General features: G+C 46.2%; 20 protein-coding genes. 12 read left to right on the top strand and 8 right to left on the bottom strand.

Features of this window, described 5'->3' with window-relative positions:
• The first annotated feature begins 121 nt into the window (after nt 1-121).
• Complete coding sequence (locus tag CWE21_RS06990) at nt 122-817, top strand: hypothetical protein (protein ID WP_126833735.1); 696 nt, start codon at nt 122-124, stop codon at nt 815-817.
• Here the strand turns inward: CWE21_RS06990 and CWE21_RS06985 are convergent, their stop codons facing one another.
• Nucleotides 818-1,612 (bottom strand): SDR family oxidoreductase, encoded by a 795-nt coding sequence (locus tag CWE21_RS06985; RefSeq protein WP_126833734.1) that lies wholly within the window; start codon nt 1,610-1,612, stop codon nt 818-820. It abuts the gene before it with no gap.
• Nucleotides 1,613-1,761: 149 nt separating this feature from the next.
• Between CWE21_RS06985 and CWE21_RS06980 the strand changes: the two genes are divergently transcribed.
• The 8 genes from CWE21_RS06980 to CWE21_RS06945 all read left to right on the top strand — a co-directional run bounded on the left by CWE21_RS06980 (nt 1,762) and on the right by CWE21_RS06945 (nt 8,563).
• Nucleotides 1,762-2,055: a helix-turn-helix domain-containing protein gene (locus CWE21_RS06980; RefSeq protein WP_126833733.1), complete on the top strand. Its 294-nt coding sequence runs from the start codon at nt 1,762-1,764 to the stop codon at nt 2,053-2,055.
• Nucleotides 2,045-3,259: a type II toxin-antitoxin system HipA family toxin gene (locus CWE21_RS06975; RefSeq protein ID WP_126833732.1), complete on the top strand. Its 1,215-nt coding sequence runs from the start codon at nt 2,045-2,047 to the stop codon at nt 3,257-3,259. The genes CWE21_RS06980 and CWE21_RS06975 overlap by 11 nt, the downstream gene beginning before the upstream one ends.
• A gap of 89 nt (nt 3,260-3,348) precedes the next feature.
• Nucleotides 3,349-5,490: a TonB-dependent siderophore receptor gene (locus tag CWE21_RS06970; protein WP_241970241.1), complete on the top strand. Its 2,142-nt coding sequence runs from the start codon at nt 3,349-3,351 to the stop codon at nt 5,488-5,490.
• Nucleotides 5,491-5,506: 16 nt separating this feature from the next.
• Complete coding sequence (locus CWE21_RS06965; RefSeq protein WP_241970237.1) at nt 5,507-6,634, top strand: PepSY-associated TM helix domain-containing protein; 1,128 nt, start codon at nt 5,507-5,509, stop codon at nt 6,632-6,634.
• 78 nt (nt 6,635-6,712) lie between these two features.
• Nucleotides 6,713-6,982, top strand: coding sequence for a type II toxin-antitoxin system Phd/YefM family antitoxin (locus CWE21_RS06960; protein ID WP_126833730.1), 270 nt, complete (start codon nt 6,713-6,715; stop codon nt 6,980-6,982).
• Nucleotides 6,966-7,241 (top strand): Txe/YoeB family addiction module toxin, encoded by a 276-nt coding sequence (locus CWE21_RS06955; protein ID WP_126833729.1) that lies wholly within the window; start codon nt 6,966-6,968, stop codon nt 7,239-7,241. The genes CWE21_RS06960 and CWE21_RS06955 overlap by 17 nt, the downstream gene beginning before the upstream one ends.
• Entirely contained in the window at nt 7,231-8,067 is an 837-nt protein-coding gene (locus tag CWE21_RS06950) for a DUF547 domain-containing protein (protein ID WP_241970236.1), read from the top strand. Before CWE21_RS06955 ends, CWE21_RS06950 begins: the two co-directional genes overlap by 11 nt.
• A gap of 61 nt (nt 8,068-8,128) precedes the next feature.
• Nucleotides 8,129-8,563 carry a putative periplasmic lipoprotein gene (locus tag CWE21_RS06945; protein WP_126833728.1) on the top strand — a complete coding sequence of 145 codons (435 nt, stop codon included), beginning with the start codon at nt 8,129-8,131 and terminating at the stop codon, nt 8,561-8,563.
• On the opposite strand, the gene CWE21_RS06940 is transcribed toward CWE21_RS06945, so the two are convergent.
• Nucleotides 8,560-9,708 carry an S-(hydroxymethyl)glutathione dehydrogenase/class III alcohol dehydrogenase gene (locus CWE21_RS06940; protein ID WP_126833727.1) on the bottom strand — a complete coding sequence of 383 codons (1,149 nt, stop codon included), beginning with the start codon at nt 9,706-9,708 and terminating at the stop codon, nt 8,560-8,562. The genes CWE21_RS06945 and CWE21_RS06940 overlap by 4 nt on opposite strands.
• 144 nt (nt 9,709-9,852) lie before the next feature.
• Here CWE21_RS06940 and CWE21_RS06935 point away from each other — a divergent pair, with 144 nt between their 5' ends.
• Nucleotides 9,853-10,728: a LysR family transcriptional regulator gene (locus CWE21_RS06935; protein ID WP_126833726.1), complete on the top strand. Its 876-nt coding sequence runs from the start codon at nt 9,853-9,855 to the stop codon at nt 10,726-10,728.
• Nucleotides 10,729-10,731: 3 nt separating this feature from the next.
• Here the strand turns inward: CWE21_RS06935 and CWE21_RS06930 are convergent, their stop codons facing one another.
• Nucleotides 10,732-10,938 (bottom strand): helix-turn-helix domain-containing protein, encoded by a 207-nt coding sequence (locus tag CWE21_RS06930; RefSeq protein WP_126833725.1) that lies wholly within the window; start codon nt 10,936-10,938, stop codon nt 10,732-10,734.
• 15 nt (nt 10,939-10,953) lie between these two features.
• Nucleotides 10,954-11,556, bottom strand: a complete 603-nt coding sequence (locus CWE21_RS06925; RefSeq protein ID WP_126833724.1) for a hypothetical protein — start codon at nt 11,554-11,556, stop codon at nt 10,954-10,956.
• Nucleotides 11,557-11,689: 133 nt separating this feature from the next.
• On the opposite strand from CWE21_RS06925, the gene CWE21_RS06920 reads away from it, so the two are divergent.
• The gene (locus CWE21_RS06920) at nt 11,690-12,064 is read left to right on the top strand and encodes a VOC family protein (RefSeq protein ID WP_126833723.1); all 375 of its coding nucleotides are present in this window, start codon (nt 11,690-11,692) and stop codon (nt 12,062-12,064) included.
• 163 nt (nt 12,065-12,227) lie between these two features.
• On the opposite strand, the gene CWE21_RS06915 is transcribed toward CWE21_RS06920, so the two are convergent.
• Nucleotides 12,228-13,691 (bottom strand): MvaI/BcnI family restriction endonuclease, encoded by a 1,464-nt coding sequence (locus CWE21_RS06915; protein WP_126833722.1) that lies wholly within the window; start codon nt 13,689-13,691, stop codon nt 12,228-12,230.
• Nucleotides 13,692-14,291: 600 nt separating this feature from the next.
• On the opposite strand from CWE21_RS06915, the gene CWE21_RS06910 reads away from it, so the two are divergent.
• Entirely contained in the window at nt 14,292-15,884 is a 1,593-nt protein-coding gene (locus tag CWE21_RS06910) for a DNA cytosine methyltransferase (RefSeq protein ID WP_126833721.1), read from the top strand.
• Between the two features lie 156 nt (nt 15,885-16,040).
• Here the strand turns inward: CWE21_RS06910 and CWE21_RS06905 are convergent, their stop codons facing one another.
• Genes CWE21_RS06905 through CWE21_RS06895 form a run of 3 tightly spaced genes read right to left on the bottom strand, consistent with a single transcriptional unit; the run spans nt 16,041 to nt 21,983 of the window.
• Nucleotides 16,041-17,891, bottom strand: a complete 1,851-nt coding sequence (locus CWE21_RS06905) for a response regulator receiver domain (protein WP_126833720.1) — start codon at nt 17,889-17,891, stop codon at nt 16,041-16,043.
• Nucleotides 17,884-20,853 (bottom strand): ATP-binding protein, encoded by a 2,970-nt coding sequence (locus CWE21_RS06900; protein ID WP_126833719.1) that lies wholly within the window; start codon nt 20,851-20,853, stop codon nt 17,884-17,886. The genes CWE21_RS06905 and CWE21_RS06900 overlap by 8 nt, the downstream gene beginning before the upstream one ends.
• Nucleotides 20,850-21,983 carry a DNA cytosine methyltransferase gene (locus CWE21_RS06895; RefSeq protein ID WP_126833718.1) on the bottom strand — a complete coding sequence of 378 codons (1,134 nt, stop codon included), beginning with the start codon at nt 21,981-21,983 and terminating at the stop codon, nt 20,850-20,852. The genes CWE21_RS06900 and CWE21_RS06895 overlap by 4 nt, the downstream gene beginning before the upstream one ends.
• Between the last annotated feature and the right edge of the window lie 128 nt (nt 21,984-22,111).

Raw genomic sequence — 22,111 nt, 5'->3', positions numbered from 1 at the left:
GTTCAATAAATCAATTTAATCCTATCAAAAAAGGATTAAAAAAATTTCACCTCGCATGTAAACCCTGCCGCAAACGAATTCGTCTACACTTACAACACGAGAATAAAAAGGAACAAACTCAATGAAAATGACAGTAATTGCGGTTGCCGCAGCAAGTTTGCTGAGCGGTTGTGTGGTGTACGCCAACGGTAACGGTGGTTGGGGCGATGATGATCTCAACTATGAGAAACGTGAATTAAGCCTTGCCACTGAAGGACTCAATGAGCTTGAAATTGAAGCGGGTGCAGGATTTCTTGAAGTCTATGGCGAGCCAGGCCGCACCACTATCGATGTGGTTGCAGAAATCCACTACAAAGATGCCGATGATGTTGAACTGACGCTGAAACCAGACGGCGATGAAGCAGATTTGGTGTCTAAGATGTCATCAAGCAGTTGGGGCGACGGTAGCCCGCGCATCGACTTAGTGGTGTATATGCCAGAAGCGCTCGCACTCGACGTGAATGACGGTTCAGGCTCGATCACTATCCGTAACATCAAGGCGAACGTTGACGTTGAAGATGGTTCAGGCAGTCTCGAGATCGCTAATATTGTTGGTAATGTTGACGTTGACGACGGCTCTGGCAGCATCGATATTCGTGACATCGACGGCAACCTAGAGGTCGATGACGGCTCAGGCAGCATGGACATCAAAGACGTTACCGGTAAGGTGACCATCGATGATGGTTCGGGCAGCATTAACGTGAAGAACGTTGGTGGTTTGAATATTATCGACGATGGTTCAGGTAGTGTTTCCACCAAGAACGTGGGTAATTACTAACTAACGCGTAATCCAGCGATTGGTCAGGCGCGTCAGCCAGTTCGGTGAGAGCTTGCTGGCGCCCATCATGAGCTTGGTTTGCAGGCCGACAGGCCAATGCACGCGGGTGCCGCGATAGTGCGCCATGCGGTACACCGTGGCGGCAATATCTTCCGGCGTTAAGCGCACACCCAGCCGCTTGATGCTACCTGCATTCATATTGGTGACCATTCGAGTGCGCACAAATAAGGGCATCACGTCCATGACTTTCACTCCGTGCGGTGCCCACTCTAAATCCAACGCTTCGGTCATGCCGCGTACGGCAAACTTGCTGGCCGAATACACGGCCAAGCCAGGCTGGCCATAGATGGCGCTCGCCGAACTCATATTGATCACGCGTGCGCCGTGGTCGCTGGTGGCGGCCTGCTGCAAATAGGGAAGAGCGTGATAACAACCGGCGAGCAGGCCCCTAACATTCACATCAACAAGCTTTTGTTGTGCTTCCAGACCGCCATCGGCTAACGGGCCTGAACATAAAATACCGGCGTTATTGAACAGTAAATTCAGACTGCCGCCCGAGTGCGATGTAAAGTCATCCAGGGCTTGCTGCCAGTTATCGTTGTCGGTGACGTCCAAGACGCCAGTAACCAATCGCATACGTTGGTCATCCGCTAACTTATTCGCGAGCGCCGTTAAGCCGTCGCGATCAATATCGTAAGCACCCACACGCCAACCTTCCGCCAAGAACTTCAGCGCTGTTGCTTTACCAATCCCAGCCGCTGCACCTGAAATAAGTATTGAGGGAATAATTGTCATGAAAAGTCAGCCGTGAGAATGAGTTAGCCCATTATCGACACGCTTACAGAACAAGGTCAAGTGCTCTTTAAAGTGTAAAATATGGCTATTTAATTGCTAAGTCGCCATATTTTACTACAATAAATGCAGATTTATAGAGAGTAGCACCTATGCAAGCAGTCGCAGAACTTCATGAACTTCTAGGCGAATTAGTTAAACGTCATCGTGCACAGCGCATGAGTCAACGCGAGCTGGCGGCGCGTATTGGCTGTAGTCAGCGTACTCTAACTCGCATTGAACAGGGGCATCCGGTCAATTCTGAAACCCTGTTTACAGCACTTGCGGTACTCGGACAACTCGATGCATTCATAGAGCTTGCCGACGAAAAAGTACGCGCGGCTGGACACCTTCCTGAACGTAAACGCTCGCAGCTACATGATCGAGGACTCGATAATGACTTCTAGCGCTTACGTGTTCATCGAGGGGCTTGAAGACAAGCCGGTAATTTGCGGGCGCTTCGATTTGGACGCTGCCACGAACACGGGCCGTTTTGTTTATGGCCGTTCATACTTAGAACGGGATGAGGCGTTCGCACTTGACCCCTTGCACTTACCTCTGACGGAGCAAGTGCACGTATGCACCTTACAGCATGGTATTTTTGGTGTACTGGCCGATGCGGGTGCCGATGCTTGGGGGCGAAAACTCATCCTACAAATGCACCAAAACCAACCGCAAAATGAACTTGAGTTTCTGATTGCTGGTGCAGGCATGGGTGTTGGTGCGCTTAGTTTTAGCTTGTCGCGCGAAAAAACGAAAAGCAAATGTTCACCGAACTCATTAAATGACATCGAATTTTTACTTCAAGGTAAAAATGCCCTTCTTGCTGCCGAGCAGGTTTCTGACGAAGTCAAACAAGCTTTTATGTACGGCTCATCTATGGGTGGGGCACGGCCGAAAACCTTATTGACGCACAATCAAAACGACTACTTGGTTAAATTCAACAAGCCTGATGACGTCTACAATGTCGCACGAGTTGAGCATGCAACCATGCGCATGCTTGCTGAGCTTGATGACCTGCAAGTTGCATCTACACAGGTCGTTACCAGCAAAAGTGGTGAGGATTTACTACTTGTGCAGCGCTTTGATCGCAAACACGAGCAGGTCAGCCATCACTTCGTTAGTGCGAATAGTCTGTTGACCGAGGGAGCGGTCAATCAGCGCAGCCTAACAAGCTGGTACAGTTACGGCCAACTTGCCGAGTTATTGCGTCAGCACAGCGTTGTGGCGAGCGACGCTCACGAGCTCTTTAAGCGTATGGTTTTCAATGTGCTGATTGGTAATACCGATGATCACGCGCGTAACCACGCATGGCTTTACGCACTGCCAGCAGCGCAAGAAAAACAAGGCTGGCGACTTGCTCCTGCGTATGATGTGTTACCGATAAGTGCCTCACGCCAACATGCATTAGGTATCGGCGAAGCCGGTCGCATAGGCTCAAAAGAAAACCTACTTTCGCAGGCCTCGCGTTTCGGTTTGCAAGACTTTAAAGCGCGCCAACTCTTTCATCAAATTCAAGATCTAGTGGCTGAATGGCCGCGCTACATGGCGCACTACGGCGTGGATGAAGCTGATATTGAACGGCTAAGGAAACTAATTCCAAAACTTTAGATTGACGGTATTGCGAACTATTCGCATTTGCATTAAGATCGCCGGCATCAATTATTTCAAATTTCGCCGAAGAGGATCTTGTTGTGAAAATGCTGTCTCGTGTTGCCGTTGCTGTAAGTCTTGCGCTCGCGCCCCAGGCTTTCGCCGCTGAAATGCAAACCACCGAAGCTATGGAGCGCCTTGAAATTAAAGGTGAGCAGCAAAGTGGTTATCTAGCAAAAGAGCAAGAGTCTGCTAGCAAGCTGGATATCAGCATAAAAGAAACTCCACAAACCGTTACCGTTATTAGTGCCGAGAAACTGAAAGACTTCGCCCTTCACGATCTCAACAGCGCGCTTGAGACATCTGCGACCATCAACGTTGAACAAGTGGAAAGTGACCGCACTTATTACACTTCGCGTGGTTTTGCTGTGAATAACTTTCAAATTGACGGCCTTGGCTTGCCACTTATCAACGATAATACTCACGGCCGTGTTGATGCGGCGCTGTATGAGCGCATTGAAGTTGTGCATGGTGCCAACGGCATTATGACCGGGGTTGGCAGCCCGTCAGCGACCGTTAACTTAGTGCGGAAGCGTCCGAAAAGCGAGAACCAAGGTTACGTGAGCGCCACTGTGGGCTCCTGGAATACCAAGCGTCTCGAAGCCGACTACTCTGCGGTGGTGAACGATGCCTTCCGCGTACGTGCCGTGGTGGTTGCCGATGATCGTGAGTCGTATCTCGACCGTTACGGCAACGAGGGCCAAGTGTTCTATGCCGTGGCCGACTATGCGCCGAGCACCAACACACTGATCACCTTCGGCCACAGCGAAACCAATAGCGAAACCGACGGTAACCTCTGGGGCGCATTAACCCTCTATTACGGTGACGGTACGCCAACTAACTTTGACCGCAGCACCAACATCGCCGCCGATTGGTCAGAGTGGAATGTCAAAGAAAGCCGTAGCTTTATCGACCTCGAAACTGCATTGAGCGATCGCTGGAATCTACGCATGGCTTACAATCGTGTGCGTACTGACGAAGATAGCCATCTGTTTTATACCTACCTAGCAGACCCAGCGACAGGACTCGATCCGGAAACAGGTCTCGGGCTGATTGGTTACGGTAGCGAGTACGACTTAGATGATAAGCAAGACACTTTTGACGCCTATGTCAGTGGTAGTTTCGATGCCTGGGGGCAAGAGCACCAGTTGGTGGTCGGTGCGAACTACGCGCGTTTGGATTACATCGATACCAGTCTTTATGACTTCCATACCGGCAATGGCTTCCCAGTGATGCCAGCGCTCGAAGACTGGAATGGCAATACACCATTCCCAGAGTTTACCGATGGATTAGCCGGCAGTGATATCGAAAACACTCAAAAAGCTGTTTACCTGCAAGGGCGTTTTGCCTTAACCAGCGACCTCAACGTCTTGGCTGGCGGTCGTTACAACAGCTTTGAAACCGAAGGTATGGGCTATGGTGTGGATAACTCACGTGATGAGAGCGAATTTGTCCCCTATTTTGGCGTGACTTATGCCGTAAGCGATGCTGTCACTGTGTATGGTTCTTACACCGAAACCTTCATGGCGCAAAATCAGCGCGATGAGAACTTCGAACGTTTACCAGCCTTAACGGGCAAGAATAGCGAAGTTGGTTTCAAAGCTGACTTGTTTAACGGTGGCGCGTTGTTATCAGCGGCGTACTTTAACGTGCAACAAGAAAACTTAGCTGTCGGTGCCGGTGATGCAGTGAACCCAGCAACGGGCGTACCAGAGCCGGTTTACCGTGCCGTTGATGGTATTGAAAGTAGAGGCTTCGAGGTTGAGCTGGCAGGCGAAATTCTCCCAGGGTTGCAAGGGAATGTGGCCCTTACCTCTTTCGATATTGAAGGCGATCAGCTGGTTGAAGACTACACCCCAGAAAACCTATTCCGTAGCTCTTTGACTTACCGTCCGGCCAGCTTGGACAAGCTGAAACTCGGCGCAACCTACATTTGGCAAGACAAAATTTCACGCGTGCAGGGCACGGTGAGTGACGTTTATGCCAACGCGGGTGAAACCATCGTAACCACGCAAGACGCTTATGGCCGACTCAACTTGATGGCGAGCTATCAGTTGACCGACGCCGTGGTGGTGAGTGTGAATGCCAATAACGTCACCGACGAAAAATACCTAAATAGCCTGCTATGGGCGCAAGGTTATTACGGCGCCGAGCGTAATTTCTCAGCCAACTTAACCTATGCGTTCTAAGGCTTAGTCGACAATTATGAGCATGCGAAAAACACTGCACAAGTGGCATGGCTGGTTGGGGATCATTTTTATGATCCCCTTTCTGCTTATTTGCCTGACCGGAAGTATTCTGGTTTTCAAAAAAGAAATCGATAGCTTGTTGCTGCCGGAGGTGGCGACGCTGGCGCCTTCAGAAGCCCCACGACTGCCCTATGACACCTTGAAAGATCGTGTGAATGAGCAATTGCCAGCATACGAAATGGGTAGTTGGGAAATCTTCCCAGCCGGCCATGACGAAGCCGATCGCGTGTTTGTGATCAAAGAGGGCACCGACATCTGGCATAAGGTTCATTTGAACCCCTATACCGGAGAGCTGCAAAGCCAACCCACAGAGCCTAGCCACTACCTCACCGACTGGTTGGTCGAATTGCACTACACCTTGTTGCTGAATGACATTGAATGGCTAGAGTTTAGCTTTGCTACCGAACATTTGGGGCTGCTGATCGGCTTAACCCTGGGCTTGTTTTTGTTGTTCATGGGCGTATCGGGACTGATCATGTACCGTCGCTTTTGGGCGCGTTTCTTCACTCTGCGCTGGAACCAACGCATGTTGGTGGTGTTCAGCGATCTGCATAAAATGGCGGGGACCTTCGCCTCACCAGTACTCTTAGTCTTAGGTATTACCGGCGTTTACTACAACGGCCTAATCTTCTATGAAGAGTGGACCGAGCATGGCGGTGGTCAAGAACATCATATTATGACCGAGCGTCTGTATAGCGATGAGGTGAATATCGATACCTTGGTGGCCGATAGCCGTGAGCGCATCGATGGCTTTAAGCCAACCTACTTGCTGTTTCCGTTTGAACCCGAATTACCGTTTACCGTCTTTGGTCGCGCACCAACCGCTAACCCGCTGCTCAGTAACTACGGCAGCGTGTCGAACTACGATGCTCAGAGTGGTGACTACCTGAGCACCTACAACCTGAATGAGCAGGGTGTGGGCATGAAAACCTTGGATTCGTTCCGCCGCCTGCATTTCGGTACGTGGGGCGGACTCGCGGTAAAAATTTGGTATAGCTTTGTTGGCGTACTACCCTTATTGTTAGCTATCACTGGCACCTATATTTGGTGGCAGCGACGTAACAAACGCGCGCGGCGGCGCTGAGGGTTGACGGTCATAATTTGTCATATTGTACAATGTTAAGTACAATGATTTTGTTCTACACTAAAGCGAGGCATAATCATGACCGTCAAAGTAATTACCTACAGTGAAGCGCGTGCGTCGCTGAAAGGGTATATGGAGTCGGTAGCCGAGGATCATATTCCTACCGTCATTACCAGTCAGCGCGGGCGTCCAGTGGTGATGCTCTCATTGGAAGATTACACCAGCATGGAAGAGACCATTCATTTGCTAAGCTCGCCGGTCAACGCTTCGCGTCTAGCTGAGTCGATTGAGCAGTTTAAGCAAGGTAAGGCCTCGCAGCGGGGCCTGATCGATGAAAAGAAAGAATGAATGCGTGTTGAGCTGGACGCCCCACGCTTGGGACGACTATTTGTCGTGGGAGCAGCAGCCCAAAACGCGCAAAGCCATCAATAAACTTATCAAGTCATGTATGCGTACTCCTTTTGAAGGTATCGGAAAACCCGAACCTCTGAAAGGAAGCTTATCAGGCCTATGGTCACGCCGAATAGACCGTGAGCATCGTCTGGTTTATCACTACGAGGAGGGGCATTTGACCATTCTTCAATGCCGCTATCACTATGAAAAATAAACTGATTACGATTATTACCTTGATATGGTTACTGCCATTAACCGCGGTTTTTGCCGAGTCACAAGGTGCTGTATCCTTTGACCACAGCCATGCGGCGTACACCGATCTGCTGCAGAAGCACGTTTGGGTCTACAACGAAGGCCGCCGCTCGGTGGTGGACTATGCTGCGTTGCAAGCTGATGAACCGGCCTTGAATGCCTATTTGCAAGACTTAGCTGACGTTTCCGTCGACCAATACCGTTCGTGGAGCGAGGACCAGCAGTTGGCATTTCTTATCAATGCCTACAATGCGTTTACGTTGGAGCTGATTGTCGATCACTATGAGTCATTCGTCAGTGGTGAACGGGAGTCGATTCGTGACCTTGGTGGCTTGTTCTATTCAGCGTGGGAGCGCGAAGTGGTCGAGTTGCTGGGTAAGATGCGTACCCTCGACTGGGTCGAACACAAAACCATCCGCGTCTACTTTGATGAACCGCGTATTCATGCCGCGTTAGTTTGCGCGGCGATGAGCTGCCCGAAGCTTCGCGCTGAAGCGTACACCGCAAGCGCCTTAGATACCCAACTTGACGATCAAATGCGGACATTTTTAAGTGACCGCGCTTTGAACGGTATCGATGCGCAAGGCTTATATTTATCACGTATTTTCGATTGGTATGAAGAGGATTTCGGCGATCTTCGCGTCTATATGCGCCAATATGCCAGCGTATTAGCGGACGATAAAGCTGAGCGCGAGGCCTTGGCCGGCGACATTCGTATTCGCTACACCGATTACGACTGGCGTTTGAACACGCGTGAAAATGCGGGGCTGCTAAAAGACGCGCCGTAGGCTACGCTAAAGGTAGTCTGTTTTCCTTTTTCGTTTTCGGCTTGAATTAAGCGAGGCGACCATGCGTTACTGTGTTTTGCTTATTGTTCTGGTGTTCGGGTTGTCAGGCTGCGCATCGCCCAGCACCACCAACATGATCGGTACGGCTCGTGCGCCACTCAATGCAGATCAGGTGTTGATATACCTTGAGGAACCCATTTGCTTTGAACCGATCGCGTTGCTCACATCAACCAGCGATGCGTCTTTTGCATTTACCGAGCAAGCGAAAATGGATGCCGCGTTACAGCGTTTGCGTGAGGCAGCTGCCAAAGTGGGGGCCAACGGTGTGTTACTCAAGCGCACTGGTGAACAACAGGACGACTCCGTTTATGTCGGTACTGGGATTGGTCGCAGTAGCGGCAATTTCGGTTTTGGTATAAATATGGGCAAGTCCTTCGGCCTGATGGATAAAACGGCCGAAGGCGTTGCCATTTGGGTACCGCAGCAGTGCGATTAGCGGTCCATTAAGATGACCGAACGAATACTCTTGCCTTCGTGCATGAGATCAAAGGCATCATTAATCGCCGCAAGCCCCATACGGTGAGTGATGAACTCTTGCAGGCCGAACTCGCCAGCAAGGTAGCGTTCGACGATACCTGGTAACTCTGAGCGACCTTTAACGCCACCAAACGCGCTACCACGCCATACGCGCCCGGTAACAAGTTGGAACGGACGTGTCGAGATTTCTTGGCCCGCGCCGGCGACACCAATAATGACCGACTCGCCCCAGCCTTTGTGGCAGCACTCAAGTGCTTGACGCATCACATCAACGTTACCGATACATTCGAATGAGAAGTCGACGCCGCCGTCGGTCATTTCAACGATCACTTCTTGGATTGGCTTATCAAAGTGCTGTGGATTAATAACGTCAGTGGCACCAAGTTGCTTGGCTAGGTCAAATTTACTCTCATTGATATCGATACCGATAATGCGGCTAGCACCTGCCATGCGCGCACCGATGATAGCCGACAAACCAATGCCGCCAAGACCGAAAATAGCCACCGTATCGCCTTCCGCAACTTTGGCGGTATTCAATACCGCACCCATACCGGTAGTGACGCCACAACCAAGCAAGCAAACTTCGTCGAGCGGTGCGTCTTTGTTCACTTTGGCGAGTGAAATCTCAGGTAGCACCGTGTACTCAGAAAAGGTCGAGCAGCCCATGTAATGGTAAATGGTTTCGCCGTCTTTTGAAAACCGCGAAGTACCATCTGGCATCAAGCCCTTACCTTGGGTTTCACGAACCGCTTGGCACAGGTTGGTTTTACCTGAGGTGCAGAACTTACACTTGCCACACTCAGCGGTATAGAGCGGAATCACATGATCGCCGACTTCGACACTGGTAACGCCTTCGCCGACCATTTCGACAATACCGCCGCCTTCATGCCCAAGAATCGATGGAAAAACACCTTCCGGATCATCACCTGACAAGGTAAAAGCATCGGTGTGGCACACGCCAGTGGCGACGATGCGAACTAAGACTTCGCCGGCTTTGGGTAGTTCGACGTCGACTTCTTCCATAGTGAGCGGTTCGCCGGGACCCCAAGCCACTGCAGCTTTTGATTTAATAGATGTTTGACCTGGTTGTAATGCTAATGCCATGGGTAAGACCTCTTACGTTAAAAATAGCGATGCGCCTAGTTTAAAGAAAACATATTTGTTTATAATCTAGGTAAAATGAAATACATTATTACCTATATGAAATAATGTGTTCGCTGTTAGGCAGGGACGAGGAGTCTAAAACCCATGGCAAGTTGGGAAGGGGTGACCGAGTTTGTCGCCGTGGCGGAGCTAAGCAGCTTTACCGCAGCGGCAGCTCGGCTCGGCACCAGTGTTGTACAGGTTAGCAGAAAAGTCTCTGCACTTGAGCAGCGGCTCGACGTGAAGTTGCTGCATCGAACCACGCGTAATGTTCGTCTAACTGAAGCAGGACAGCTTTATTACGACCAATGCAAGCAACTCGTTGAGGGGCTAGAAGAGGCTGAACTTGCCGTTACGCAAATGCAGCAAGAGCCAAAAGGCTTATTAAAAGTTACCGCGCCGGTGACCTTTGGCGAGCAACACATTGCGCCGCTAGCACATAAGTTTTTGCAGGACTATCCACAGGTAAGCCTCGATCTTAACCTTACCAATCGCACACTCGATTTGGTGGAAAATGGTATTGATGTTGCGATTCGCCTCGGCCGCCTGAAAGATTCGTCGTTAATTGCCAAGCGTCTTGGCGACCGCCAGCTGTCGGTCTGTGCCAGTCCGGCCTATCTTTCCGAGTACGGCACACCGACTTCGCTTGAGCAGTTGAACCAGCATCAGTGCTTGCTTGGTACGTTGGATTACTGGCGCTTTCGGGAGCAGGGTGTGGAGCGCTCTTTGCGGCTCAATGGCCGCATTCACTGTAACTCAGGTCTTGCCTTATTGGATGCCTGTAAAGCAGGACTTGGGTTAGCGCAGCTGCCAGACTATTACGTTACCGAAGCACTTGCTCAGGGCGAGCTGCAAGAGGTACTGACCGAGTACCGCGATGCCCGTGAAGGCATTTGGGCGGTGTACACCCCCAATCGTAACCTGTCGGCGAAAGCTAGACTCTTCGTGGACTACTTGAGCCAAGCGTTCGCCTCGCCTTAACCTTTAGTCAGCAATGTACTCCAACAAATCGCCCGGCTGACACTTCAACTCACGACAAATGGCTTCGAGCGTACTAAAGCGAATCGCCTTAACCTTACCCGTTTTCAGCAGCGATAAGTTGGTCATCGAAACCCCGACGCGCTCCGAAAGCTCCGTGAGCGAAAGCTTGTTGCGCGCCATCTCCACATCTAAATTGATTCGAATAGTCATAGCGCCTCCTAGGCCTCACACCACTTCAACGTTGTTGTCGCCAAGCAAAAAGTGGAACGCCACAATGAGCATCAGAATCGGGAATAAAATGATGTTCGCGAATGAAAACACAATTGTGATCTGCGAACCTGCTGTAATGAGCGCCAAGGCTGCAAAGATCTTGATAAGTGTAGGTAACTCAGGAAAACGCACCAACAACGCAATTGCGAGCGCAAATAATGTAACCGCATAGAGTCCTAATACCAATATTGAACCAATAGCGATGGTATCGAGAAAGCCTGGCGTGGCACTAAACAAACCAAGTCCCACGGTAAGGTCAATCAGTAAGGTCGCATGGGTTAAGGCAATAAGCCCAGCCATGATAAGTAACAAGACGCCCGCGAACCCGCCATTGATTTGGTCTTTAAAGTAATTACGCAAACCTACATAGACCGTGATCTCAAGCAGGCCGATGATCAAAAATATGAGATCCCAAACGTCGAGCGTTGTGAAGTCCTCGCGATAACTCATCTCGCCAACGTCGAAGGCAAAACCAATCGCATTAATCCAATAGATCGGGAAAAGTACGGCAAGCGCCAATGCTGAAATGCCAAATAGTTTCTGTGTGCTAGTATTCATGATGATTCCTTATCTCGTACAGTTGGCGATAATTTAATCGAAGTTATTTCGTATTTCAATAATTATTTTATGAAAAACATAAAATAATTTACGCAAAAAGGTGAATCGTGATGAGTCGCTGAGGAGCAAGCTCATGAATTTAGGTGCATTTTCTTTAAGTTTGGCCGTCAAAGACCTTGATGCCTCGTTAGCTTTCTACAAAAAGCTAGGTTTTGAACCCTTAGCCGACATGAGCGAGCAAGGCTGGGCCATTCTGAAAAACGGCGAGCATGTGATTGGATTGTTCGGCAAATACATCGATGAAAACATTCTCACCTTTAACCCCGGCTGGGACCAGAACGGCAAAAACGTCGAGCCTTTCACAGACATTCGCGAGCTGCATAAGCAACTCGAAGCCGCGGGCATTGAAGTATTTAACGCAAACTTAGATGGGCCGGATAGTCGCGGTAGCTTGATGATTCGGGACCCGGATGGGAATGCGATTTTGTTGGACCAGCATCGAGCTTAAATTCTAAAGTTTTATTTGGCGTATCCAATAGACTGATGGATGGGTGTTATAACGCTCGGTCGTACAGGTCAAGTGCGGACAGTATTCGGCTTATAGTTGTGGGTTCGAAAGTCTTGGTTGGGACTTGATGTGAAATCAAGTCCCAACCAAGATAATGTTTAGGTTATGTTTCTTCGTCAGAAGTGTCGAGTAAGTAAGTTACAGGCTCTGGAAATAGTAAGCTCAAGTTAGTCTTGTTTATTTTGAACAATGGCCCTTTTTCTGATACCCGGTTAGTCTTTCCACTTCGCTTTATCAAGTGGTCCATTGTAACCAACCCGCTCTGAATTAATGGGACGAGCTGACTAAGTATTGGTGCTTTCGTGTGCGTTACATTGATAAGCTGAAAATGTTCGACACCGTCAATCATTTTACTTTCTGCATGGATCCAAAATGTTTCTGAGTGTTTTTCCTTCAACCTTTGGCGAAGTAAGTTTCCTGGCCAAATAGCCACCAACTCTGACTTATTGTACCATTCCTGCAACTCATCTTTTGTTTCGTTGTAGATAAAAGAAAGGCCCTGTGAATTTTCCCGTTGGGTGCTAACAGTGCAGTATAGTTTAAAGTCCTTGTCTCTTTCGTAACCGAACTTATTGAGAATTTCAGCGCTTCTCTTGCAAGGACTAAGCTCCCAGTTTGGAACCTGAGCGAACAACGTTGTACGGTTTTTGCCTCCTCTTCCTGATTTGATCTCGATTCCTTTGTAATCAGGCTCTTTGCTGCTATTAGCAGCGATTCCTAACCTCGATTCGATAGTGTAGCCGACACCAGTGCTTCCACTTCTCAAAGCACGCATTGGTTTCAAGGCTAATGCTCGAAGCTTATTCAGCAGATCTTCAGCAGCGGATGATTCAAACTCATGAAGCGCTCTAAGAAAAACAGCTATCGCAGAGGTTTTTGATGCTAGAGAGTTCGATAATCTAACTTTACTTAAGTTAAGCAGGTATAGTTCGTCCTTGAATACAACGATGGCTATTTGGTCTCCGGCTTCACAGTATTGTGGTAGCTTGGAGAACCACATTCTTGGATCTCCCTTTTTTGTCTTCGGTCTGTAAAGGCTTACGCGTGACCTTATCGACATGTCGTCCGATAGTAGAAATGCATGCTTCTTTACTTTGTGGTCTGAACCTTGTCCTTGATCATGATATGAGTGAAAGCCTTCTAACTCAAAGAGCGTACGAACTATTTGGGTCGCATCAATGATTGATTTATTGAGCCCTGTCTTAGTTGGTTCAAAGGTGGCGAATTCAACACCGAGTTTTGTAAGCTCTTTTTTATTTTCAGCGATAAGTTCTCGTTGTTCGATAGGAATATCGAAGTTTCGTTCTTCCTCTAAAATTTCGTAATCTTTCTCAGACATATCAAAATCGTCATCGGATACAAATTCCATTGATGGCTGGGGCAGGTTAGGTCTAGCAATCTCAGCTTTCAAAAGAGCTTCCCTAAACTTCTGCCAAGTAGAAAATCCATACTGTTCACTGAGCTTTTGATATGCTTCGGATTGACTTATGTTTTGACCTTTTCTTAATTGCTTTGCGCGTTGTTTCACACGGGAAATAGAAGGAAGAGTTTTTTTAAATGAATTCATGTTGGTACTCAGAATCAGGGTACTGTGTGAATTTGATGTACTTAGGGGGTGCTGAGGCACTTTGTCTGACAACAGGTTTCCCATTGAACCAAGTTATGCATGGTCGGGACAAAACACAGTACGCAAATCCGCCCAGACAATGCTGAGTAGATATACCAAGAATGATATTTGCAGATTTTGAAATGGCCCACTGCAAACCTGCCGAGTCTATTGATTGGCATATCTACAGAGATGATCTAAAGGGATCTTTACTAGGAAGAGTGGATTCTCTATTTAATCCATGTAAGAAAATATCGTACTACGACTTCATACGCAAGGATGACGAAGTGTGGCCAGCCTGAGCGCATAGATTACGCGTGCGGATGTTATAGGTGACTTTATTGGCGTAGGATACTTGTGATAATCAAGTCCTGTACGATAAGCGGTTGATAGAAGCTTTAGCGAGACAATATTTTAAGTCTTTAAATTTCAGAAACTTAATTGGTTGGTTCTGTGAAACACTGATTTTGCTCTATATGAAAGGAATTTCCCTGGAAAATTTCCTGTAAAATCGCTAGAATTAAAGAAAAACTAGCGGTCTGTAGTGAGGAGAGCATAATTTTGAACTATATCGAACTTTTTGCCGGATGTGGCGGCTTGTCACTCGGGTTAGAGCGCGCTGGTTTTGAACTCCTGTTCGCAAATGAGCTATCCCCTATGGCTGGAGAGTCATATGCATACAACATACTGCATGAGGACTTAAGTCGATTAGCTCAAGGCGATCTGACTCCGTCTAAGACTCTTTGGCTCAATAGTGCTTATCCTGATTTGAAACGAAGATTACGTGAGAATCCTTTTGAGTTCCCACCTCTTGTCGCGCAAGGGTATTCCGACCTGAAAGGTGCGAGCAACACCATAAGCGGCAAATTGGTAATCGGCAGTATAGTAGAGCTGAATAAGCTGTTAGAACAAGAACCAAGCTTTTTAAAATCGATTCGTAATTCCAATAATGGTGAAGGGGTGGACCTAATTTCAGGAGGCCCCCCTTGTCAGAGCTTTAGTATGGCGGGGTTGCGCAGAAAAGATTGTGATAAGAATACGCTTCCATGGGAATTTGCGAAATTTGTGGCTAAGGTTCGACCAAAAATGGCCATGCTTGAGAATGTTACTGGAATATTACGAGCTTTTCGTGATGTTGATGGCAACAAGTACTACGCATGGTTCGAAGTGGCAAAAGCTTTCGCGCAAATCGGCTATATTCCGCTTTGCCTGCACATTAATGCAAGGTTTGCCGGCGTTCCTCAGAACAGGCCAAGATTCATTCTTATGGCATTCCGCGAGGACTTTTTTAAAAAGTGGATGGGCAAAAATGAGTCTCAGACACATACTCTTCTATTCAAGTCATCAATAAATTTTTTTGAAAAGTTAAATATTATTGGGATTGAGCCACAGTATGGAGATCTTAAATATTTTGACTCGTCAAAGCCTCAAGATCGAGAGTTGATGAATGCAAGCTTTCTATATCAACTGCAAAGTATCAATGAGGTCACGGTAAGAGATGCAATAGATGATCTGAAAGAGAACCATCCGAGTTTGCAAAGTGAGTACGTTAGCTATTTGAATAATCTATTCAACATGCCCTCAGGTGAGAAACTTTTTAACCATGAAAAACGTTCAAACTCACCGACGGTACAGAGACGATTTAGAATATATCAAATATTACAACAGCTGAACGAATCAAAGGTTACAAGAAATGTAATGGACTTATTGAAGGGGCAGTGCCGTTCTTTAAGTTATGATTCGTGGATACATTTACGGTCCTTCAAATTCAAGCTGCAAAGCGGCGAGTTGGCGCACTTTGGAAGTAAAGAAGAGTTGGAGCAATATCTTTTATGTCATCCGACTAAAAAACAGACCCAAAAAGCCCTTAATCCTGATCAACCGGCACCAGCAGCTTTGTCTATTCCCGATGATGGCTGTCATTATGATGAGAGAGAACTGAGAGTATTCAGTGTTCGCGAAATGGCAAGAATACAGTCTTTTCCTGATGGTTTTGTATTCCGCTCAAAAATCACAACAGGAGGTAGGATGAGGCGCTTTGAGGTGCCACAATACACTCAAGTAGGTAATGCTGTTCCCCCGCTTTTGGCTTATCGATTGGGTATGGTTTGTAGTCAAGTTTTAAATTTTGATCGGCAACAAATAACAGTATGATTTTTAATTGAAAAAATCATTCAACAGAATAGATATCAACTTATAATCAATCTTGGAATGTGCGTTTGAAAATTAGATTTATGTGAGCTTTCTAATTCTAAAGTATACTTTTCAGGGCTGACTTTTCTATGAATCGACGGTAAAAATGATATAATCTCATGCTGAATAATCTAAACCAATTCTGGACACACTAGTTCCTATCCGCTGTATGTAATTAAGTGCATATTCGTAACGTAGTTTTGCTATTAAAGTAGCTTCTACTGCATTAGTTTGAACCTGTCCAGAGTTTAGTTCAAACTGGTAAACATGAAGGATGCCGTTGGTTATCAATCCAGCGTCTTTTGCTACGAATGTCCGCCAGGTTACTTTTTGTGTCGATGGTTTTGCTTCATCATTTAGTGGACGTAGGCCCAACGCTATAATTTTTTCATTCTCTTCGACGAAGCAGTATGACCCGCTATTTATATGGTCCCCGCTCAGATGATTAGATTTTACTTTTTCTAGTCTAAGCGCTGTGAAAGGGCGAAGTTCTTCACAATTTCCAATGAAAGCAATAGAGTTCTGTCCCGGTTGCAAATCACAAGCGGGAGTTGCACACACCCACCAGTCACCACCAATTTTAAAGATGTGACCACAATCTAACTGATGTGGTTGGGACTTCATTAACGGTAATGTAGAGACATAGTGATTGTAGCGCGTTACAGCATCCTTTTTCACTTGTTCATCTTCAAGGTCAATACCGTAGTGGGTTTTGAACTTATCTCCACTTGCGTTATCTGCGGCAACTATTCGTTTTCCAAAATTGATAATCTCATCTTCTATTAGAAACGAAATTGATTCCGATTGCCGAGAAACATGATTTTTGAGTTTAAAAGCTCTCAATAGATCAGCTTGCTGCTCAGAGACTCCTTGACCTGGAGATTCACAAATTTGATTATAAAACTGTGCAAACACATGGCTCTTAAGTAGGGAGTCATCCTCCGCTTCGATACCTATAGTGTTGAGAACATGACGGTACTTTGCGGACAGTAATCGCGAGGGAGTAGGCTTCCAGTTTTCTAATGCATTTTGAAGTTTCTGCAATAGGTTGTCCTGTCCTTTTTTGACAAAGGAAACAAAACCTTTGGAGGTTCTTAACCATTTTGAAGGGTCGTCAATTTCCCAGACAAGACCTTTAAGTGTTTCTTCTGAAAATTCATCAAGATGGTTTTTTTCAAATTGTCGAATTGTCCAATATAGAAATAGCCTTAATTCACGGCCTTTTAGTCCAACCTGTTGTCCTAAACGGTTCAATTCACTAAGCTGCCCCTCTGCTTTCATGAACTGTCTTGTTAGCTCGCTTTCATTGATACTTGGGTGGCGAATGGCTAGATACTCAGTCATTGTGAAGCAATGCTCTAACTGCCTTCGATCAAATTCCTCCGCAATTTCTAAATCATCTAATTTACCATCTAATTCATTGAGACTGTTAATTACCCCATCTGCAAATGTAGAAGTACAACTCTGCATGAGAGAAATTAAACACTCAGACATAACAGTCTCTAAATCAGCCTCACCTGTGTGAACTATAATTAGATTGAAGTGATTATTGGTTAACGTTGTCCTTAGTAGCTCTCTCGCTGTCTTACCGCCAGAACTAGCCCCCTCAAGGTTATAGTCAAGGATAAGAAGATCTGATTGATGAAGATGGTTAGCAAGTTCGATTGGTGATTCTCGTCCGGGCTCAGCTTCGTCTTTGGTGCCGGAGCTAGAAGCTAAAGCGTCATGAATATCAATTACGAATCCCGGTTTTACCTTTCTAAACTCATCTATTACCTTCTTTGGACCTTCTGGTTGCACCCTCCATGGTTTGGCTTGAGAACGGGCTTCAAGGCCTTCGTTTTGAGTCGTTTTATCAAAGTGGGAGTTTAAGACTTCCTCCCAAGTTGGATACTCATCATCGACAATTAATACTGACCTTAGGGGGTCAATGAACGCTTCTTTTACTAGTTTTGAAAAGTCAGTCAAAGGAAGCTCCTTTAAAGTCTATTACGAAGTTGGCTCCCGAAAGATATCTGTAGCTACGTTCGGTTGCATACTCTATAACGTGCCCACCGGCCATAAGATTTGCCCGACAAAGGTAAAGACCAATTCCTCTTCCCCGACTACTTTTTCTACTAAAGAAAATTTTAAAAAGGCTTTCTTGGTCGAGTTGATCGATACCAGGCCCATTATCTGATACAACAACTTTGTTATTAATTACTGAAAGTGCAATGACTGGATTTTCGATATGCGAATTGACCAACCAATAAACACTGTTATTAACTAAGTTTATAAAAACAGGTAAAATTCTGGATGGTTGCTCATACAACGACAATTTTTGAAAATCATCCGAGGCATTAATTCTGATTTGCCGCGAACGAAGGACTCTATGGAAAAATTGCTCTAAGTAACGAAATATCTCTTCACCAGAAATTTTTCTTCTTATCCGGCTTCCTGATACTTTGAGTGGAGCGAGGAATTCAAGCTGTTCACTGAGGGCTTCAAATCCCTCTTCAATCAATCTTGTGCCGTGCTCATGTCCTCCACTTTTGACCTGACGAAGTCCCTCACGAATCATCCGCTCATGGCTACTGAGTTCATGGCCTACAATTTCAACTGTTACCCCAAGTTGTGCGACTTCATTAAGCCGATTAATTTCGTCACGGAGAGCCACGTTTTCACTTGCCCCTTGGCTTGCAATGAGCTCAATATTGATGTTTTCACTCATTATCTCCAATGTATCGAGATATGATTGGAATGTATCTTCATTTTCTATATCGAGAATGGTTTGAATTTTCTTCATTTCTTTAAGAGCTGAATCGAGCTCTAATTTCCCCATCTTCACCTGCTCGACTAAGGGCATGGCTAAAGAGTGAAATACTTTAGTTCGTTCTTCAAATAGTTTTTTGACTCTTTCGCGCTCAGTTCCCTGTATCGCCTCTATTTCCCTCTTCCAATTACGCAACTTGGCTTGCAGCTGGCCAGCAAAACTATTCAGTTGTTTCTGTGCTATATCCTCGGGCTTATCAGGATTAATCGCTTGTATTGCTATTGCCCTCCGATCTTCTAGTTCTCTAACGAAATCCTGAACCAGAGAAAAGCTGTTGCGATAAGTCCTATAATCATCCTCACTAGAACCTAGTTTTGCAGGGGCGCCTGTTATGTGCAGGTCGCTAAGCTGCGCACTAATATCGTTTATCAACGATTGAAGGCGCTCAATATCTTGCTGGTTGTTGATTTCAAAACCAGAAATAACGTTGCGAGTAGTCTCTGTTAATTCAATGAGCTTTGGTAGATTAGCTTTTAATCTACTTCGGAACTTCAGCGCATTTTTCTTTGAAAGATTTTTTCTTTCTATTTCAGCTTTGGCTTTCGCATTTTTCTCTTGAATGTCCGGCAATATTTTTCTGCGAAGTTCAGATGCTTGCCCAAAGTATTCATATGCAGCCCGTCGTAGAATGTTCGCAACAAGAATACGTAGAGCTTTCGCACTTTGGTTGTCGATAAAGCCTTCTCGTCCAGCTTTATCTTTCAAGTTTGGATTATTCTCGCGAGAAATAGCTACCCGACCGAACATCCTGCGAGCATTCCAGAACTCACGACCTGCAGAGATACTCCGGCGTGTCTCAATTTGGAAAAAATCATTGTCCGTCCGACCGTATGGTAGAACCCTCAATCCATTTCTAAATACGAGAAACCCCGAATGCTGTTCGGCTAGGGCTAGAAATCTAGAGTGGTCTGCATCAGAGAGGGTTGAATTGTCGCGCTTAAGCTCAAATGTTGCCACATGTAAGCTAAAAGGACCGATGTAAGTAGTAGGGCCTTTTGGGATCCTAAAATCTTTTGGCGGATAAATCTTATAGTCAGTTCCTAACTTTTGCCATTCGCCAAAGGCTTTGATATGCCCGTGAAACACGCCGTCACCGTCAATATTTCCGCTTAAGACATGTTCCATTTCGTCTGTAATAGAGCGATTAATAGCATCTTGCTCATCTTCAATAATTGAGTTGGGGACTCTATTTGTCCACGTTATGACTTCGTAGGAGAATTGCGGGTCAAAGGCATTCTTTTCGTTTGCAGTTGCCTCGACAAATGGGTCAGTAAAAGCGGATAAAGTTGCAAAAAACTGTTCTCGAATAGACTTTATACTAGAGTTGGGTTCGATAGTCCCGAGCTGCGCTCGTAAGTCATGGTTGATGTCAGACACTAATAATGCAGTACCGTGCTGGCTTTCTCCGCTCCAAACAGACCATGGCTCGATTTGGTGTTCAGCAAAATGGGCATTAATTATAGTATTCGCGATGACCTGAGATGGCTTCTCGTTCTTTGGTGTTTCTTCTAAACTCACTCTATCGAATGTTTCCCAAGCGAGTTTGAGTCGCTCTGTACGTTTTGAGTCATTTGGGTTTCCCCAAAGATTGTCCATCAACCGCTCAAACAACTCTGGCAAAAATTCAAAAAGCTGCCCGGGCTCTTTAAATTTAATAACTGGTACTTCGATATCAGACAAAACCAAGTAAGGATTTTCGAAAATTCGCCAGTCTATTAAAGCGGCGACAAAATTATGTTCTTTTCGTTTGGTTACAAGAAGTAGGAGAGGGCCTAAATTTGCAGAAGAGAGTCTGCCGATTCCTTTTTGACCCTGTTTAGTCCGTTTGGGGAGTCCATTGCGATCTGCTTTACTCTCAACTGATTTATCAAATTTAGAGGTTGTTCCTACAATCAGCCAGCGGTTTTCGAACTCTTCGAAGCTCATTCCATGGCCGTCATCAAATATAGCGGCGACCGGCTCCGGATCATCGAAGATATGCAGACTTACGTTGCGAGCATAGGCATCATATGCGTTTTTCCATAATTCTGAAATTGCTGTGGGACAGTCAGCAATTTGCTCTCGGCCTAAATGGTCAACCGTGCGAGCTTGAGTGCGAAATGACAGAGTTTCAATCATAGCGCTTCTATTTTATTTTTATACGAATATTCGCACACTCGATTAGCCTCGTTCAAAGAAGTAGGAGTTAGAAGGTTATTTTTAATATGTTGTATCAAGTGCTTACCAAGTTCAACAGGAACCGCATTCCCTATTTGGCGGCCCGCCGCAGTTAATCCACCCCAAAAAGTAAAGTTATCTGGGAAGGTTTGTATTCGCGCCGCATGGCGGAGAGTTATACCATGATGCTCTGTCGGGTGAACGAATCGACCTTTTGACGGATTAATACATGCAGTAGTCATCGTAGGCGCCGGTTGCGATGGATCGATGCGACCATAAACGTCTTTGTGTCCATCATGATTTTTGTGACATGATAGAATGCGACCTGAGTCCTTTCTGCTCCCACCATTAGGAGGGGTGCGCTTAAAGGCTTCAATTAGTTCTTCACCATGATTCATGTGGATGTCGTTTATATCTTTCTGGTTGGTCGGGCGGAATACTTCTGCACATGTTTTCCACAAAGATTTCCCTTTTACCGGTTTTTTGGGATCACAGTGCGTTGACTCAGGTGGCCAGACGAAATCAGGCTCATATTCCGAGCTTTTGACACCAAGAATAAATACTCGCTTTCTTCTTTGAGGTAAACCGAAATCTCGTGCGTCAAGGAGGGCTGGATCATATAAGTGATATCCGGCCTTTTTGGCTTCACTATAAAATTTCTTAATGTAAGGTTCATGTCTTTCCCAAAGAATGCCAGGGACGTTCTCCATAAGAAACACCCGAGGTTGAAGTTCTCGAACGAAGTCAAAGTAGGCTAGAATCAACTCATTTCGTGGATCTCCGACTCCAGCATCGAGAATTCTATGTGCTGAAAAGCCTTGACAAGGGGGCCCTCCTAGCAGGAGGTCGCAAGATTTACTTTTAAATCGTTGTTCTTTGATTGTTTTTGGGCAGCATTCCAATATGCTTCGGTCGAATACGAGAGTATCCTCGCCGCCTTTCATACGGAGTATGTTACTTTTGTATGTCTGGACAGCGAACTTGTCATTTTCTATTGAGAAATCGATTGAGAATCCTGCCAAAATGGCAGCTAAAGAGAAGCCGCCAGCACCAGCAAAAAGGTCGACTGCGATGAGTTCCGTCTTCTTCATTTTCGTCTCGCATCCACTTAGGCTTAGACTCGATGCTTGTTGTTAATTGTTAAATGCTAGTTGATGATAAATTATTGTGATTGCTACTTCAAATCTCATGTTTATGGGAAATGTAATTTAGCAACGCC

The sequence above is a fragment of the Pseudidiomarina aquimaris genome (genome assembly GCF_003987395.1).
Lineage (GTDB): Bacteria > Pseudomonadota > Gammaproteobacteria > Enterobacterales > Alteromonadaceae > Pseudidiomarina > Pseudidiomarina aquimaris.
The sequence above is the reverse complement of the archived record's forward strand: the minus strand, read 5'-3'. Positions and strand labels throughout refer to the sequence as shown.